The 15,051-nt window shown below is 71.7% G+C and carries 12 protein-coding genes; 9 read left to right on the top strand and 3 right to left on the bottom strand.

The window, feature by feature from the left end:
* Positions 1 to 15: 15 nt before the first annotated feature.
* Positions 16 to 1,170: a CAF17-like 4Fe-4S cluster assembly/insertion protein YgfZ gene (gene ygfZ / locus B4915_RS05875; protein WP_105804903.1), complete on the bottom strand. Its 1,155-nt coding sequence runs from the start codon at positions 1,168 to 1,170 to the stop codon at positions 16 to 18.
* A 196-nt stretch (positions 1,171 to 1,366) separates the two neighbouring features.
* Positions 1,367 to 1,663: a hypothetical protein gene (locus tag B4915_RS05870; protein WP_245907363.1), complete on the bottom strand. Its 297-nt coding sequence runs from the start codon at positions 1,661 to 1,663 to the stop codon at positions 1,367 to 1,369.
* Between the two features lie 265 nt (positions 1,664 to 1,928).
* Here B4915_RS05870 and B4915_RS05865 point away from each other — a divergent pair, with 265 nt between their 5' ends.
* The 4 genes from B4915_RS05865 to B4915_RS15025 all read left to right on the top strand — a co-directional run bounded on the left by B4915_RS05865 (position 1,929) and on the right by B4915_RS15025 (position 7,002).
* Complete coding sequence (locus tag B4915_RS05865) at positions 1,929 to 2,597, top strand: winged helix-turn-helix transcriptional regulator (protein WP_105804902.1); 669 nt, start codon at positions 1,929 to 1,931, stop codon at positions 2,595 to 2,597.
* A 234-nt stretch (positions 2,598 to 2,831) separates the two neighbouring features.
* The gene (gene mshD, locus B4915_RS05860; RefSeq protein WP_105804901.1) at positions 2,832 to 3,881 is read left to right on the top strand and encodes a mycothiol synthase; all 1,050 of its coding nucleotides are present in this window, start codon (positions 2,832 to 2,834) and stop codon (positions 3,879 to 3,881) included.
* On the top strand, positions 3,878 to 6,028 hold the full coding sequence (locus B4915_RS05855; RefSeq protein WP_105804900.1) for an RNA degradosome polyphosphate kinase: 2,151 nt from the start codon (positions 3,878 to 3,880) through the stop codon (positions 6,026 to 6,028). The genes mshD and B4915_RS05855 overlap by 4 nt, the downstream gene beginning before the upstream one ends.
* Positions 6,025 to 7,002 carry an NUDIX hydrolase gene (locus tag B4915_RS15025; protein WP_105804899.1) on the top strand — a complete coding sequence of 326 codons (978 nt, stop codon included), beginning with the start codon at positions 6,025 to 6,027 and terminating at the stop codon, positions 7,000 to 7,002. The genes B4915_RS05855 and B4915_RS15025 overlap by 4 nt, the downstream gene beginning before the upstream one ends.
* A gap of 129 nt (positions 7,003 to 7,131) precedes the next feature.
* Here the strand turns inward: B4915_RS15025 and B4915_RS05845 are convergent, their stop codons facing one another.
* Complete coding sequence (locus B4915_RS05845) at positions 7,132 to 8,307, bottom strand: MarP family serine protease (RefSeq protein WP_105804898.1); 1,176 nt, start codon at positions 8,305 to 8,307, stop codon at positions 7,132 to 7,134.
* 253 nt (positions 8,308 to 8,560) lie between these two features.
* Here B4915_RS05845 and pstS point away from each other — a divergent pair, with 253 nt between their 5' ends.
* From pstS to B4915_RS05820, 5 genes are all read left to right on the top strand, one after another.
* The gene (gene pstS / locus B4915_RS05840; RefSeq protein ID WP_105804897.1) at positions 8,561 to 9,664 is read left to right on the top strand and encodes a phosphate ABC transporter substrate-binding protein PstS; all 1,104 of its coding nucleotides are present in this window, start codon (positions 8,561 to 8,563) and stop codon (positions 9,662 to 9,664) included.
* A 201-nt stretch (positions 9,665 to 9,865) separates the two neighbouring features.
* Entirely contained in the window at positions 9,866 to 10,774 is a 909-nt protein-coding gene (pstC, locus tag B4915_RS05835) for a phosphate ABC transporter permease subunit PstC (RefSeq protein ID WP_105804896.1), read from the top strand.
* A gap of 59 nt (positions 10,775 to 10,833) precedes the next feature.
* On the top strand, positions 10,834 to 11,907 hold the full coding sequence (pstA, locus tag B4915_RS05830) for a phosphate ABC transporter permease PstA (RefSeq protein ID WP_425436321.1): 1,074 nt from the start codon (positions 10,834 to 10,836) through the stop codon (positions 11,905 to 11,907).
* 52 nt (positions 11,908 to 11,959) lie between these two features.
* Complete coding sequence (gene pstB, locus B4915_RS05825) at positions 11,960 to 12,739, top strand: phosphate ABC transporter ATP-binding protein PstB (protein WP_105804894.1); 780 nt, start codon at positions 11,960 to 11,962, stop codon at positions 12,737 to 12,739.
* 356 nt (positions 12,740 to 13,095) lie between these two features.
* A complete protein-coding gene (locus tag B4915_RS05820) occupies positions 13,096 to 14,904 on the top strand; it encodes an APC family permease (protein ID WP_105804931.1) in 1,809 nt (602 codons plus the stop codon).
* The last annotated feature ends 147 nt before the right edge of the window (positions 14,905 to 15,051 follow it).

The following is a 15,051-nucleotide window of genomic DNA, read 5'->3' as shown; positions in this document are numbered from 1 at the left end:
CCAGTCTATGGGTGGCTACAGGCGCGGGAGGCGGGGAACGTCGCGGGCGGCACCCGCGTCGGCGGGCACCACGACTTCCTGGGTGGCGGCGATCCGCTCCCCCGCGGCGGCGGGATCCGCGGCGTCCGCTCCGATCCGCACCTCGAGCGGCGCATCCTCAGCCACCGAGCGCTTGAGCAGCGCGAGGGCGATCCCGCCCCACTCGTAGTGCAGCGCGGCCCGCGTCACGCGGCCCACCGGCCGCGCATCCGCCCCCTCCCCTGCCCGGTACACGAGGGCACCGGGCGGCGGCAGCTCGCCGCCGGAGCCGTCGAGGTGCAGCAGCACGAGGCGGCGCGGCGGGTGGCCCAGGTTGTGGACCTTCGCGACCGTCTCCTGCCCGCGGTAGCAGCCCTTCGTGAGGTGCACGGAGGTGCGCAGCCAGTCGAGCTCGTGCGGGATGGTGCGCTCGTCGACGTCGGCCTGCTGCGCGGGCCGGCAGGCGCGCACTTCGAGCGCCGTGAGCGCGAGCAGCCCGGCGGGGCGGATCGGGTCGGCGGAGGCCGCGGCGGAAGGGCCTGCTGCTGCGCCGCTCGCGAGCTGCGCGAGCTCCGCGGCCCGCGCGCGCGGGAACACGAACTGGGAGGCGGTCCACCCGGCGCCCGGGTGCTCGCCGCGCGCGTACTGCACGCCGCCGGGGGCGACCGCGGCCCAGGGGTCGCGCCACTCGGCCGCCGGCCCGGCGTCGCGCAGCGCCTCGGCGGCGGGTCCCGCGAAGGCCTGCACGGCGAAGAACTGCTCCGAGACGTCGGCGACCTCGACCCGCAGCGCGAAGCGCATGCGCGTCAGGAACGCCGCCAGCGGCTCGGCCGAGCCCTCGTCGACGAGCAGCCAGCTGCGCTCACCGTCGTCGACGAGCCTGATCGCCCGCTCGATCCTGCCGTTGGGGTCGAGCAGCAGCGTCTCCACGCTCTCGCCGGGTGCCAGGCCGGTGAGGCGCTGGCTCGTCATCGAGTGCAGCCAGCTCAGGCGGTCGGGCCCGTCCACGGCGACGACGCCGCGGTGCGAGAGCTCGACGATGGCGAGGCCGCGGTCGAGGGCCCGCTGCTCGGGCAGCGGCTCGCCGTAGTGCGCCGCGACCCCCGTCTCCGGGTCGGCCACGGCTCCCTGCAGGGAGAGAAAGGGATTCACGATGCGGCGCTCGGCGATCCCGAGCGCGGGATCAGCGCTGGCCCTTGTAGAGCTTGTAGATCACGGTGCCCGAGACCCAGGCGATCGCCGCACCGGCGAGGCCGAGCAGCCCGAGGAAGAAGAGTTCAAGCGCGAGAAGCATGCCGCCAGTCTACACGGGAGCGGGCCGGGGCGGCCGCCGGCGGAAGGCGCGGGATCAGCTCAGCAGCAGGCCGATCACGTCGATCACGGCGATCACGAGCACGGATCCCGCCACGCTGAATGCGAGCCGCGTGATGAAGCCCTCGCGCTGGGCGGTGCCGAGCTGCAGGCCGAAGGTGACGAGGGTGCTGAGGCCGATGGCGAAGGCGAGCCAGGCGAAGCGCTCGTCGCCGGAGAAGAAGACCGTCACGAGCACCCCGATCACCGCGGCGACGGCCCACGCGGCGAACAGCCGTGGCAGGTGCCACGAGTGCGCCGTGGGCATCTCGGGGGCGTCGTCGGGTGCGGTCACCCCCTCATCTTCCCACACCCCGACCCGGCGCACCCGCCGAGCCCGCGCCCCTCCGCCGAGCCGGCCCATTTCCGCCGAGTCCGCCTGTTTCCGCCGAGTCCGCACGTTTCGGTGGCGCAGGAATGCGCGGACTCGGCGGAAGAGTGCGGACTCGACGAGTTCTGGCCGGGCGGACGGCGGGCGCGGAACGCGCACGAAACGGGGACGAAACAGTGCGCACAGTACTATTGCACCGGGACGAAGCAATGGTGAAGGAGGCGGTTCGATGCAGCTTCTCTGCCTCACCGATCGCGATCCGGCGGACTCGCTGCCGGGCCTGGACCTGCTGCCGCACGCGGTGCGCACCTCGCCGCTCTCGCTCAGGGTTCCCGAGACGATGGCGGAGCGTTTCGACGCGATCCTGGTCGACGGCACCCTCGATGCGCGCCGCGCCCGCTCCGCCTGCCTGAGCCTCGTCGACGGCGCTGCGACGCCTCGGGTCGTGATCCTGCCGGAACTCGCCCTGACCGCCCTCACCGCGGAGTGGGGCGTGAGCGAGCTGCTGCTTCCCACGGCGAGCCCGGCCGAGATCGAGCTGCGCCTCCGCCTGCTCGAGCAGCCCTCGGCAGCAGCGCCTCCGCCCGCGGTCCAGGCCGCGGGCGTCGTCATTGACGAGTCGAACTTCACCGCGCGGCTCTTCGGGCGCCCGCTCGACCTCACCTATAAGGAGTTCGAGCTGCTGCACTTCCTCGCCGCCCACCCGGGTCGCGTCTTCACCCGGGAGCAGCTGCTCAGCGAGGTGTGGGGCACGGACTATTTCGGCGGCACGCGGACGGTGGACGTGCATGTGCGGCGCCTGCGCGCGAAGCTCGGCGAGCACGACGGGCTCATCAGCACGGTGCGCGGCGTCGGCTACGGCTTCGCGCGGGCGCGGTTCGAGGACGGCGAGGAATAGGGCGGCGCCCGCTGGCCCGGGATGCCGGTGCCGGGTTCGGGATCGCGGCTCGGGATCGCGGCCCGTGCTGCAGGCGCTCGGGATCGCCGCTCGTGCTGCAGGCGCTCGGGATCGCGGCTCACTGCTGCAAGCGCGCTGGATCGCTGCTCGGGATCGCGGTGCCGTGCCCGGCATTGCGGGGATGTCAGTGGCGCCCAGTAGCCTGGTGCACACCGGGATGACGGGAGGCGATCAATGGCAGCAGCACTGCTGGCGCGGGAGGCGCGCACCGAGCAGGATCTCGCCGAGGCCCGCGCGCTGATCGCGGCGGCCGAGGCCGCGGACGGCGTCTCGCCGGTGTCGGATCAGGCGATGCTCGCTGCCGCGCAGGGGCAGCGGACGCTGCTGCTCTTCGGCGAGGAGGGCGGCGCCCCCGAGGCCGGGGCGGTCGTCGCCCTGGGCGTGATCGGCCAGGGCGAAGTCGATCTCGTCGTCCGGCCGGAGGCGCGAGGGCGGGGGCTCGGCTCGGCGGCGCTGGCGCTGCTGCTCGGGCACGGCGGCGATCCGGACGGCGGCGAGCTGCGGGCGTGGGCGCACGGCGAGAATCCGGCGGCGGAGGCGCTGCTGCGCGGTGCGGGCTTCGCTCCCGTGCGCACGCTGCTGCGCATGACCCTCGATCCCTCCCGGCTTCCGGACGACGGCCGAGATCCGCTGGCGCTGCCCACCCCGCCCGGCCTGGAGCTGCGCGCCTTCGATCCGGCACGCCCCGGCGACGCGGGCGCGTGGGTGCGCGCCAACGCGGCCGCCTTCGCCACCCACCCCGAGCAGGGGCGGATCACGGAGGACGACTTCGCGCTGATGCGGCAGGAGCCGTGGTTCGACCCGCCGGACCTCATCCTGTTCGCGGAGCGCGACGGCGCCGAGCTCGCCGGATCGACCTGGATCAAGACCGTGCGGACGGAAGCAGCGGCCGGCGGGGGCGGAGCGGCCGGAGCCTCCGGAGGCGCGGGCGCGAGCACGGGCACGGACACGGGCACGGGCACGGACACGGGCGCGGTCGAGTGCGAGCTCTACGCGGTGGGCGTGCGCCCCGAGTACGCCGGCCGCGGCCTGGGCCGGCTGCTGCTCGACGTCACGCTCGCGCGCATGGCCCAGCACCGCCCGGACCGCGTCTCGCTCTACGTCGACGGCGAGAACGAACCGGCGGTACGGCTCTACGAGCGGGCGGCGTTCACCGTCGATTCACGCAGCCGTCAGTGGGCGCGCTCGGGCCGCGAGACCGTCGATGCCAGAATGGAGCCATGAGCGAAGACACCCGTGAGTCCGCCGGCGGCGCCGAGGCGCTGCCCGCGCCGCTCGACGCCCAGCTTCCCCCCGACCGCTACATCGACCGGGAGCTGAGCTGGCTCGCCTTCAACCAGCGGGTGCTCGAACTGGCCGAGGACCCCTCGGTGCCGCTGCTGGAGCGCGCCAACTTCCTCGCGATCTTCGCCTCGAACCTCGACGAGTTCTTCATGGTGCGCGTCGCCGGCCTCAAGCGCCGCATCGTCACCGGCCTGGCGGTGCCCACCAACATCGGCCGCGCCCCCACCGAGGTGCTCGCCGACATCAACCGCATCGCCTACGAGCTGCAACTGCGGCACGCCCGCTGCTTCCGCGAGCAGGTGCAGCCCGAGCTGGCCGCCGCGGGGGTGCGCATCGTCGACTGGGAGCAGCTCGACGACGCCGACCGCGAGATCCTCACCGACTACTACGAGAAGCACATCTACCCCGTGCTCATGCCGCTCGCGGTCGACCCCGCCCACCCCTTCCCCTACATCTCCGGCCGGGCGCTCAACCTGTCGATCCGGGTGCGCAACCCCCGCACCGACAAGGTCGAGTTCGCGCGCCTCAAGGTGCCGCAGATGATCCCGCGCTACGTGCGCGTCGACCGCCGGGAGAGCGCGGACGATGTGCGCTTCATCCCGCTGGAGGGGCTCATTGCGAACCAGCTCGGCGGGCTCTTCCCCGGCATGGAGGTCATCGACCACCACGTCTTCCGCGTCACCCGCAACGAGGACATGGAGATCGAGGAGGATGAGACCGAAAACCTCATCCAGGCGCTCGAGAAGGAGCTGCTGCGGCGACGCTTCGGCCCGCCGATCCGCCTCGAGATCTCCGACGACATGGACGACGCGACCCTCGAACTGCTGGTGCGCGAGTTCGACATCGACGAGCAGCAGGTCTACACGCTGCCCGCCCCGCTCGACCTGAGCGGCCTCTTCGCGCTGACCCGCGTGGCCCGGCCCGATCTGAAGTTCCAGCCGCACATCCCCGTCACCGCGCCGCAGTTCCGCACCAGCTCGCCCAGCGAGAAGCCCGACACCTTCGCGGCGATCGCGCGCCGCGAGGTGCTCGTCCACCACCCCTACGAGTCCTTCTCCACGAGCGTGCAGGCTTTCGTGGAGCAGGCCGCCACCGACCCCGACGTGCTCGCCATCAAGCAGACCCTCTACCGCACCTCGGGCGACAGCCCCATCGTGGCCGCCCTCATCAAGGCCGCGGAGGCCGGCAAGCAGGTGCTGGCGCTCGTCGAGGTGAAGGCACGCTTCGACGAGGAGGCGAACATCACCTGGGCCCGCAAGCTCGAGCAGGCCGGGGTGCACGTCGTCTACGGCCTCGTCGGCTTGAAGACCCACTGCAAGCTCGTGCAGGTGATCCGGGACGAGGGCGGCCGGCTCGCCCACTACTGCCACATCGGCACCGGCAACTACAATCCGAAGACGAGCCGCATCTACGAGGATTTCGGCCTCTTCACCTCCTCCCCCGAGGTGGGCCGCGACGTCACCAAGCTCTTCAACGTGCTCAGCGGCTACGCCATCGAGACCGACTACGACCGGCTCCTCGTCGCACCCCTGCAGCTGCGCGGCGGACTGCTCGAACGCATCGAGCGGGAGGCGGAGCACGCGCGGGCGGGACGGCCGAGCGGGATCCGCCTGAAGGCGAACTCGATGGTCGACGAGTCCATCATCGACGCGCTCTACCGGGCGAGCCAGGCCGGGGTGCCCATCGACGTGTGGGTGCGCGGCATCTGCTCGATCAAGGCGGGCGTGCCGGGGCTGTCCGAGACGATCCGCGTGCGCTCGGTGCTCGGCCGCTACCTGGAGCACTCCCGCATCTACGCCTTCGAGAACGACGGCGAACGCGAGGTGTTCATCGGCAGCGCGGATCTCATGCACCGCAATCTGGACCGCCGCATCGAGGTGCTCGTGCAGCTCACGGACCGCGAGCACCTGGCCCGCATCGACCGCTTCTTCGGCTTCGCCTTCAGCGACGAGGTATCGGCCTGGCGCATGCTGCCCGACGGCAGCTGGCAGCGCCGGGTGGTGGGCGAGTCGGGCGAGCCGCTGCCCGATCTGCAGGATCTGGTGATGCTGGACCGCACCGAGGCGCGGTCGCGGAGGGCCAGGTGAGCGGGGGCGCGCGCACGGGATCGCAGGAGGAGGTGCTGGCGGCGGGCACGGTGTGCTGGCGGCGCGTCTACGACGAGCACGGCGACGCCCGGATCCTGGTGCTGCTCATTCACCGCGCGAAGCAGCGCGATGTGTCGTTCCCGAAGGGGAAGCTCGATCCGGGCGAGAGCATGCCGGCGGCAGCGGTGCGTGAGACGCGCGAGGAGACCGGCTACCGGGTGCGGCTCGGCATCAACCTCGGCACCATCCACTACGAGCTGAGCGGCAACCGCACCAAGACGGTGCAGTACTGGGCGGCGAAGGTGCGCGCCAAGGACGTGGAGGCGGCCCGCTTCAAGCCGAACCGTGAGGTCGCGGCGATCGAGTGGGTGCCGATGGAGGAGGTGCGCGAGCGGCTGAGCTACCGGGCGGACCGGGAGCTCTACGACGTGTTCGTGCGGCTCGCCTCCCGCGACCTCATCGACTCCTACGCGATCACGCTGCTGCGCCACGCGAAGGCGGATCCGCGCGGGAAGGGCTCCCGCAAGGATCACCTGCGGCCACTGACCGAGCTCGGCGAGGAGCAGGCGGAGACGCTGGTGCCGATCCTCGCCGCCTTCGGCCCCGGGCGCATCTACTCCTCGACGGCGGAGCGCTGCCTGCGGACCGTGGCGCCGCTCGCGGCGCAGCTGCGGAAGCGGGTGCGGGCGAAGCGCTCCCTGAGTCAGGACTCCTGGGACGAGGGGGATCTCTCTGCGCTGCGCCGCCGCGTCGGCAAGATCGTGGGCCGCCGCAAGAACGCGATCCTGTGCAGTCACCGCCCGGTGCTGCCCGATCTCGCCCGTGAGCTGCGCCGGGCCGCGGGCAGCCCCGCGGGCGCCTACCTGGACGCGGCGACCGCGCTGCCGCCCGCGGGCTTCTCCGTGTTCCACCTCTCTCGCCGCCACCCCGACGCCGGCATCCTCGCCGTCGAAAGCTACCCCCTCAAGCACTGACCTCAGGCCCGAGCCTCGCCGACGACAAGGAACGAACCCGGGCTCCCACCGCGTTTCCGGACGCGCTCTCTCCCTTTCGGCGATGGCGAATCGACAAGGGAAGCTCGGCGGGCGCGCAGGGGGCAGCGCTCAGGCGCAGGGGCCCGTCGAGACGGGCTCACGCAGGCCGGGGGCCTGGGCGAGGACCGGGGCGAGCTCGTCCATCCCGAGGGCGAAACCCACGCGCGGGTCGGTGTCGGAGCGCGCGAAGATCATGCCCGACACCGCCCCCTCCGCGGTGAGCAGCGGGCCGCCCGAGTTGCCCGGCTCCACCTGCGCGGCGAGCCGCACCGCGGAGCGGGTCACCGGGCCGCCGCCCGCCACCTCCACCGCCGTCATGGGCCCCGCGGCGAGCACCGCCGCACTGCGCGAGACGAAGGGCCCTCCGTAGGGGTAGCCCTGGAAGAACACCGTCTCCCCCACCGCCGGGGTCGCGTCGAAGGGCAGCGCGGCGGCCTGCAAATCCGGCACCGCGAGCACCGCGATGTCCGCCTCCGGGTCGAAGTAGACCACCTCGCTCGCCCGCGGCAGCTCACCGCGCGCCGCGACCACCACCTCGCTCGCGCCCGCCACCACGTGCGCGTTCGTCATCACCACCCCGTCCGACACCACGAAGCCGCTGCCCGTGCTCGCCGTCGCGCAGCTCGGCGCGCTCGTCGTGATGCGCAGCACGGACTCGGCGGCGGTGCGCAGCGCCGGGGTGTCAGCGTCGGCGTCGGGCACGGGGGCTCCCGTGATGCCCGCCGCGTCGAGCACGGTCGGAATACCGTCGTCGACCGCGATCGCGCGCAGGCGGGCCAGGGCCGAGGTGACCGGCGACGGCACCGCATCGTCGAGGAAGCGCAGCACCGTCGACGAGGCGACCGCCTGCGTCGCCCCGGGCACCCCGGACATGGCGGCGCTCATCGACAGGATCAGCACCACCGCGACCGCGGCGGCCAGGCCGGCCGCGCCGCCCAGGAGCCGGTCGAGCACCCCCAGCCCCACCCGGTGCACGGGCCGTCGGAACGCCTTCGCGATCCACGCGCCGATGGAGACGCCGACCGCGATCAGGGCGAGCCCGGCGGCGAGCGCCGCGGCCACGTTCCAGCCGATCGCCGGCACGTGCGCGGAGACGAGCGGCATGACCACCAGCGCCGCGGCTCCGCCGGCGATCAGCCCGATGGCGGCGCCGAGCCCCCGGATCAGCCCGCGCGCGATCCCCGTGATGACCGCGGAGAGCAGGACGAGCACCACCGCGACATCGATGACGAGACCCACGGACATGTGCTCCACCCTAGGACGCGGCCGCCGGGCGTCTCATGAGAGCCCGCCCCATCCGGCCCCCGAGCCGCGTTCGCCCGGGCCGGCCGCCAGGCTCACTCCTGCGTGATGAGCGGCTCGCGGGCACCCGTCGAGCGCTGCGTGTTCACCCGTTGTTCACCCTCCGGCAGACCGCGCTTCACGCAGCTTGCCTAGCGTGGAGTCGTGGCCGATCGCGGCCGCGCCCCCATCAGCTCTCAGATTGGATCACCCCACCGTGAAGCTCTCAGCATTCGCCAAGGTCGCGGCCATCGGCGGCATCGCCGCCCTCGCGCTCACCTCCTGCGCCGCCAACGAGGCTGCGCCCGCTGACTCGGGCGACGGCAGCACCTCGGACTCCTCGCTCTCGGGCGAGCTCATCGGTGCCGGCGCCTCCTCGCAGGGCTCGGCCCAGGAGGCCTGGATCGCCGGATTCCAGACCACCCACTCCGGCGTGACCGTGAACTACGATCCGACGGGCTCCGGCGCGGGCCGCGAGACCTTCCAGCAGGGCGCCAGCGCCTTCGCCGGCTCAGACCGCGCCTTCACGGTCGACGAGATCGCGGCCGGCCCCTTCGAGGGCTGCGCCACGGGCGACATCGTCGAGTTCCCGGCCTACATCTCCCCGATCGCGATCATCTTCAACGTCGAGGGCGTCGACTCGCTGCAGCTCGACGCCGCCACGGTCGCGCAGATCTTCAGCGGCAAGATCACCAAGTGGAACGACCCGGCGATCGCCTCCCAGAACGAGGGCGTCACCCTCCCCGACACCAACATCTCGGCTGTGCACCGCTCCGACGAGTCGGGCACCACCGGCAACTTCACCGACTACCTCTCGGCCGCGGCGCCCGATGACTGGACAGTGGGCTCCATCGAATCGTGGCCGACCGAGTTCGGCGGCGAGGGCGCCCAGGGCACCACCGGCGTCGTCGACGCCGTCACCAACGGCACCGGCACGATCGGCTACGCCGACGCCTCGCGCGCCGGCGATCTCGGCACCGTGAAGATCAAGGTCGGCGACGAGTTCGTCGGCTACTCGCCCGAGGCCGCCGCCGCCATCGTCGACGCCTCGCCCTTCGAGGAGGGCCGCAGCGACCACGACCTCGCGATCACCCTCGACCGCACCTCCACCGAGGCCGGCGTCTACCCGATCGTGCTCGTCAGCTACCTCATCGGCTGCGAGAAGTACGCCGACTCGGCCAACGCCGAGCTGGTCAAGGAGTACTTCTCCTACATCGTCAGCGAGGAAGGCCAGCAGACCGCGGCCGAGGCGGCCGGCAGCGCCCCGATCTCCGAGGAACTGCGCGGCAAGGTGCAGACCGCGATCGACGCGATCGGCTAGCATCCGCAGCGAGCGGACGCCGTGCCCGAAACGGCCGGCGTCCGCTCTCTGCGGCACATCTCCGAGCCCACGCTTCTACACATCTCCTCGCCCCCCGGACCCTGGTTGAAATCGTATGCCCCTTTCTTTTTTTAAACGGCGGGCCCGCGAAGAGGGCGGAGCGCGAGAACCCCCGCCCCCGTCCAGGCCCCGGCGAAGCCCGTGCTCAGCCTCGGCGACCGCGTGTTCTCGCGCTCCGCCCTCTTCGCGGGCAGCATGATCCTCGTGACCCTCGCCGCGGTCGCGATCTTCCTCGTGGTGCGCAGTCTCCCCGCCTTCGTCGCCACCGACGAGACGGCCTCGCTCCTCACCTCCAACTTCTGGGCCTACGTCGGCCCGCTCGTCTTCGGCACCGTCTGGGCCGCGGCGCTCGCCCTCCTGATGGCGCTGCCCCTCTCCATCGGGATCGCGCTCTTCATCTCGCACTACGCGCCCCGCAAGCTCGCTCAGCTGCTCGGCTACGTCGTCGACCTGCTCGCCGCCGTGCCCAGCGTCGTCTTCGGCCTGTGGGGCATCGGCGTCCTCGCACCCGCCGCCCAGCCCGTCTACTTCTGGCTCAACGAGCACCTCGGCTGGATCCCGCTCTTCGGGGGGACCGCGAGCGGCACGGGCCGCACCATCCTCACCGCCTCCCTCGTGCTCGCGGTGATGATCCTCCCCATCATGACCGCGATCTGCCGCGAGGTGTTCCTGCAGGCGCCCGCCCTCCACGAGGAGGCCGCGCTCGCTCTCGGCGCCACGCGCTGGGAGATGATCCGCCTCGCCGTGCTGCCCTTCGGCCGGCCCGGCATCGTCTCCGCGGCCATGCTCGGCCTCGGCCGCGCGCTCGGCGAGACCATGGCCGTCGCGATGGTGCTCTCCGCCACCGGTCTGCTCACCTTCCGGCTGCTCACCAGCGAGAACCCCTCCACCATCGCCGCGAACATCGCGCTCTCCTTCCCCGAGGCCTACGGCGAGAACATCAACGTGCTCATCGCGACCGGCCTGATCCTGTTCATCGTCACCTTCCTCGTGAACGCCCTCGCGCGCTGGATCGTCTCGCGTCGCGCCGAGTTCTCGGGCGCGAACTGATGCTGCAGCCGAGCCGAGGTGCCGCACGAGGCACAGAAAAGAGGACCGAAGCCGTGGCCCTGACCGTCCGCACCGTCACCCCGGGCTCCGCGCTCGCCGGCAACCGACTGCCCCGCACCACCCCCTGGCTGGTGCTGGCCGGAGCGCTCCTCGCCTCCTTCGCGCTCTTCGGGCTGCTCGCGGCGGCCTCAGGCGGCACCCTCTCCGTCGTCGGCGCCGTGCTCGTCGCCGCGATCCTCTACCTCCTCGTCATCACCGTCATGTCGGCCATCGTCGAGGGCACGCGCCAGGCGATGGATCGCTTCGTCACCGGGCTCGTCACCGGGGCCTTCCTGCTCGCCATGGTGCCGCTCGTCTCCGTCGGCATCACCGTCGTCTCCAACGGGCTCGCCCGCTTCGACGGCGAGTTCTTCAACTCCTCGATGCGCAACATCACCGGCGAGGGCGGCGGCGCCCTGCACGCCATGATCGGCACCCTCCTCATCACCCTCGCCGCCACGATCATCTCCGTGCCGCTCGGCCTCATGACCTCCATCTACCTCGTGGAGTACGGCCGCGGCCGGCTCGCGAAGACCATCACCTTCCTCGTCGACGTCATGACCGGCATCCCCTCCATCGTCGCCGGCCTCTTCGCCTACGCGCTCTTCGCGGTCTTCCTCGGACCCGGCGTGCGCATGGGCATCGTCGGCGCCGTGGCGCTCTCCGTGCTCATGATCCCCGTCGTCGTGCGATCCAGCGAGGAGATGCTGCGGCTCGTGCCCAACGAGCTGCGCGAGGCCGCCTACGCGCTCGGCGTGCCCAAGTGGCGCACCATCGTGAAGGTCGTGCTGCCCACCTCGATCGCCGGCATCACCACCGGCATCATGCTCGCCATCGCCCGCGTCATCGGCGAGACCGCGCCGCTGCTCATCACCGCCGGCTTCACCGCCTCCATGAACTACAACCTCTTCCAGGACCGCATGCAGTCGCTGCCCGTGTACGTGTACACGCAGTTCGCCAACCAGGGCAACCCCGCCTTCGCGTTCTTCGAGCGCGCCTGGGCAGCCGCGCTGCTGCTGATCCTCATCGTCATGGCACTCAACCTCCTCGCGCGCCTCATCGCGAAGTGGTTCGCGCCGAAGACCGGCCGCTGATCCCGCCCCGGATCCTCCCCTCCCCCAGACTCCCGAAGGAAAGCCACACCGCATGTCGAAGCGCATCGAGGTCTCCGACCTCAACGTCTACTACTCCAAGTTCCTCGCCGTCGAGGGCGTGACGATGAACATCGAACCCCGCAGCGTCACCGCCTTCATCGGCCCCTCCGGCTGCGGCAAGTCGACCTTCCTGCGCACCCTCAACCGCATGCACGAGGCCATCCCGGGCGCCCGCGTCGAAGGCCAGGTGCTGCTCGACGGCGAAGACCTCTACGGCCCCGGCGTCGACCCCGTGCTCGTGCGGCGGCAGGTCGGCATGGTCTTCCAGCGCCCCAACCCCTTCCCCACCATGTCGATCCGCGAGAACGTGCTCGCCGGGGTGCGCCTCAACAACCGCCGCATCTCCAAGAGCGACGCGGACGAGCTCGTGGAACGCTCGCTGCAGGGCGCGAACCTCTGGAACGAGGTGAAGGACCGCCTCGACAAGCCCGGCTCCGGGCTCTCGGGCGGCCAGCAGCAGCGCCTGTGCATCGCTCGCGCCATCGCCGTCTCCCCCGAGGTACTGCTCATGGACGAGCCCTGCTCGGCACTCGACCCCATCTCCACGCTCGCCATCGAGGACCTCATCGACGAGCTGAAGAAGGAGTACACGATCGTGATCGTGACCCACAACATGCAGCAGGCCTCCCGCGTCTCCGACCGCACCGCCTTCTTCAACATCGCGGGCACCGGCAAGCCGGGCAAGCTCATCGAGTACGACGACACCTCCACGATCTTCTCGACGCCCGCGGTGCAGGCTACGGAAGACTACGTGTCGGGTAGGTTCGGGTAGACGGACCCGAGGCCGAGACGGCCTCGGCGCGGCTGTACGACAGCCAGAAATGGCTGTCGCCGCCGAGCAGCCGCGCAGGCCGCACCGGGTAGACGGACCCGGGATCGAGACGATCCCCGGCCTCACAAGCAACTCTCAGCATGGACTCCGTCTCAGAGGCGTACTGTTGCGCCGTGAACACGCGCAGCGCCGCATCGAGCTCATCGCTCGAGACCGCCCCCGAAGACCCCGACGAACCCGGGCGGGGAGCCGCCCTCCGGCGCTGGCTTCTCGCCGACACCGCAGAACCCCCGGGGCAGCAGACCGGCCCCCACGGCCGCCCCGATCAGCACCGCCGCCAGCACTGGCTGCGCGTCATGTGCCTCACCGGGCTCGACTACTTCTCCACCCTCGGCTACCAGCCCGCCATCGCCGCCCTCGCCGCCGGCGCCGTCGCCCCCATCGCGACGATCGTGCTCGTGCTCGTCACCCTCGCCGGGGCGCTGCCCGTCTACCGTCGCGTCGCCCAGGAGAGCCCGCACGGCACCGGTTCGATCTCGATGCTCGCCAAGCACCTCCCCCGCTGGAGCGGCAAGCTCGCGATCCTCGCCCTCCTCGGCTTCGCCGCCACCGACTTCATGATCACCATGACGCTTTCGGCGGCCGACGCCACCGCGCACCTCGTCGAGAACCCCTTCGCGCCCCGCTCGCTGCGCGGCCAGGAGGTCGTCATCACGCTCGCGCTGCTCGCGGGGCTCGGCGTCGTGTTCCTGCGCGGCTTCCGCGAGGCGATCCGCCTCGCCACCGTACTCGTGGGCGCCTTCCTCGCGCTCAACCTCGTCGTGGTGGTCGTCGCCGTCGCGCACCTCCTCGCGAACCCCGTCGTCGTGGGCGACTGGTGGACGGTGCTCACCACCCAGCACGGCAACCCGCTCTTCGTGGTCGCGATCGCCCTCGTCGTCTTCCCGAAGCTCGCCCTCGGGCTCTCCGGCTTCGAAACCGGCGTGGCCGTCATGCCGCAGATCCGCGGCGACGAGAGCGACACCGAGGCGAACCCACGCGGCAGGATCCGCGACGCCAAGCGCCTGCTCACCACCTCGGCGCTCATCATGAGCGGCTTCCTCATCACCTCGTCGATCACGACGGTCGCGCTGATCCCCGCCGAGAAGTTCGAGGAGGGCGGCGAGGCGAACGGCCGCGCCCTCGCCTACCTCGCCCACGAGTTCCTCGGCGACGGCTTCGGCACCGCCTACGACCTCGTCACCATCGCGATCCTCTGGTTCGCGGGGGCCTCCGCCATGGCGGGCCTGCTCAACCTCGTGCCCCGCTATCTGCCGCACTACGGCATGGCGCCCGCCTGGGCACGCGCCACCCGGCCGCTCGTGCTCGTCTTCACCGGCGTCGCCTTCCTCATCACGATCATCTTCCAGGCCAGCGTCGACGCCCAGGGCGGCGCCTACGCGACCGGCGTGCTCGTGCTCATCACCTCGGCGGCGGTGGCGGTGACGCTCGCCGCGCACGCCCGCGGTCAGCGCGGCGCCACGGTGGGCTTCGGGATGATCACGGCCGTCTTCGTCTACACGACCGTCGCGAACATCGTCGAGCGCCCCGACGGCATCAAGATCGCGGGCTGGTTCATCCTCGGCATCGTCGTCGTCAGCATCGTTTCCCGGGTCGCCCGCTCCACCGAGCTGCGCGCCACCTCCGTGCGGCTCGATCCCGCAGCCTCCGCCTTCCTCGATCTCGCGCCCGGGCAGACCGTCCGCCTCATCGCGCACGAGCCCGACGACGTCAGCGCCGAACGCTACCGGCTCAAGCTGGAGCACGCACGCCTCGCGCACCACCTGCCGGAGGGCGACGACGTGCTGTTCATCGAGGTGGAGGTGGGCGACAGCTCCGACTTCGAGGGCGAGCTGCTGGTGCGCGGGATCGAGCGCCACGGCTACCGCGTGCTCGCCGTGCAGGGCACCACCGTGCCGAACGGCATCGCGGCGGCGGCGCTGCACCTGCGCAGCGAGCTCGGCTGCAACCCGCACATCTACTTCCGCTGGACGGAGGGCAACCCGATCACGAATCTGCTGCGCTTCCTCGTCTTCGGCGCGGGCGAGATCGCCCCCATGACGCGCGAGGTGCTGCGCGAGGCGGAGCCGGAGCTGGTGCGGCGGCCGTGGGTGCACGTGGCCTGAGCGGCGCGGATCCGGGCCGGGATCCTGGACGCGGGCCGAGATCCGAACCGGGATCCGGGGGCCGGGCCCTGAGCGGCGCGGATCCGGGCAGAAAAATACCGGACCGCAGAACGCCTCTCGGCGGAAGGCCGCTCGAAGCGGCAAAAA

This window comes from Leucobacter massiliensis (assembly GCF_002982315.1).
GTDB classification, from domain to species: Bacteria; Actinomycetota; Actinomycetes; order Actinomycetales; family Microbacteriaceae; genus Leucobacter; species Leucobacter massiliensis.
This window is presented reverse-complemented; position numbering and strand designations above follow the sequence as displayed.

Coding starts and splice junctions, on each gene's coding strand:
- B4915_RS05865 (WP_105804902.1), top strand. CDS start 1,929: ATGCAGCTTCTCTGCCTCACCGATCGCGATCCGGCGGACTCGCTGCCG.
- mshD (WP_105804901.1), top strand. CDS start 2,832: ATGGCAGCAGCACTGCTGGCGCGGGAGGCGCGCACCGAGCAGGATCTC.
- B4915_RS05855 (WP_105804900.1), top strand. CDS start 3,878: ATGAGCGAAGACACCCGTGAGTCCGCCGGCGGCGCCGAGGCGCTGCCC.
- B4915_RS05845 (WP_105804898.1), bottom strand. CDS start 8,307: ATGTCCGTGGGTCTCGTCATCGATGTCGCGGTGGTGCTCGTCCTGCTC.
- pstB (WP_105804894.1), top strand. CDS start 11,960: ATGTCGAAGCGCATCGAGGTCTCCGACCTCAACGTCTACTACTCCAAG.
- B4915_RS05820 (WP_105804931.1), top strand. CDS start 13,096: ATGTGCCTCACCGGGCTCGACTACTTCTCCACCCTCGGCTACCAGCCC.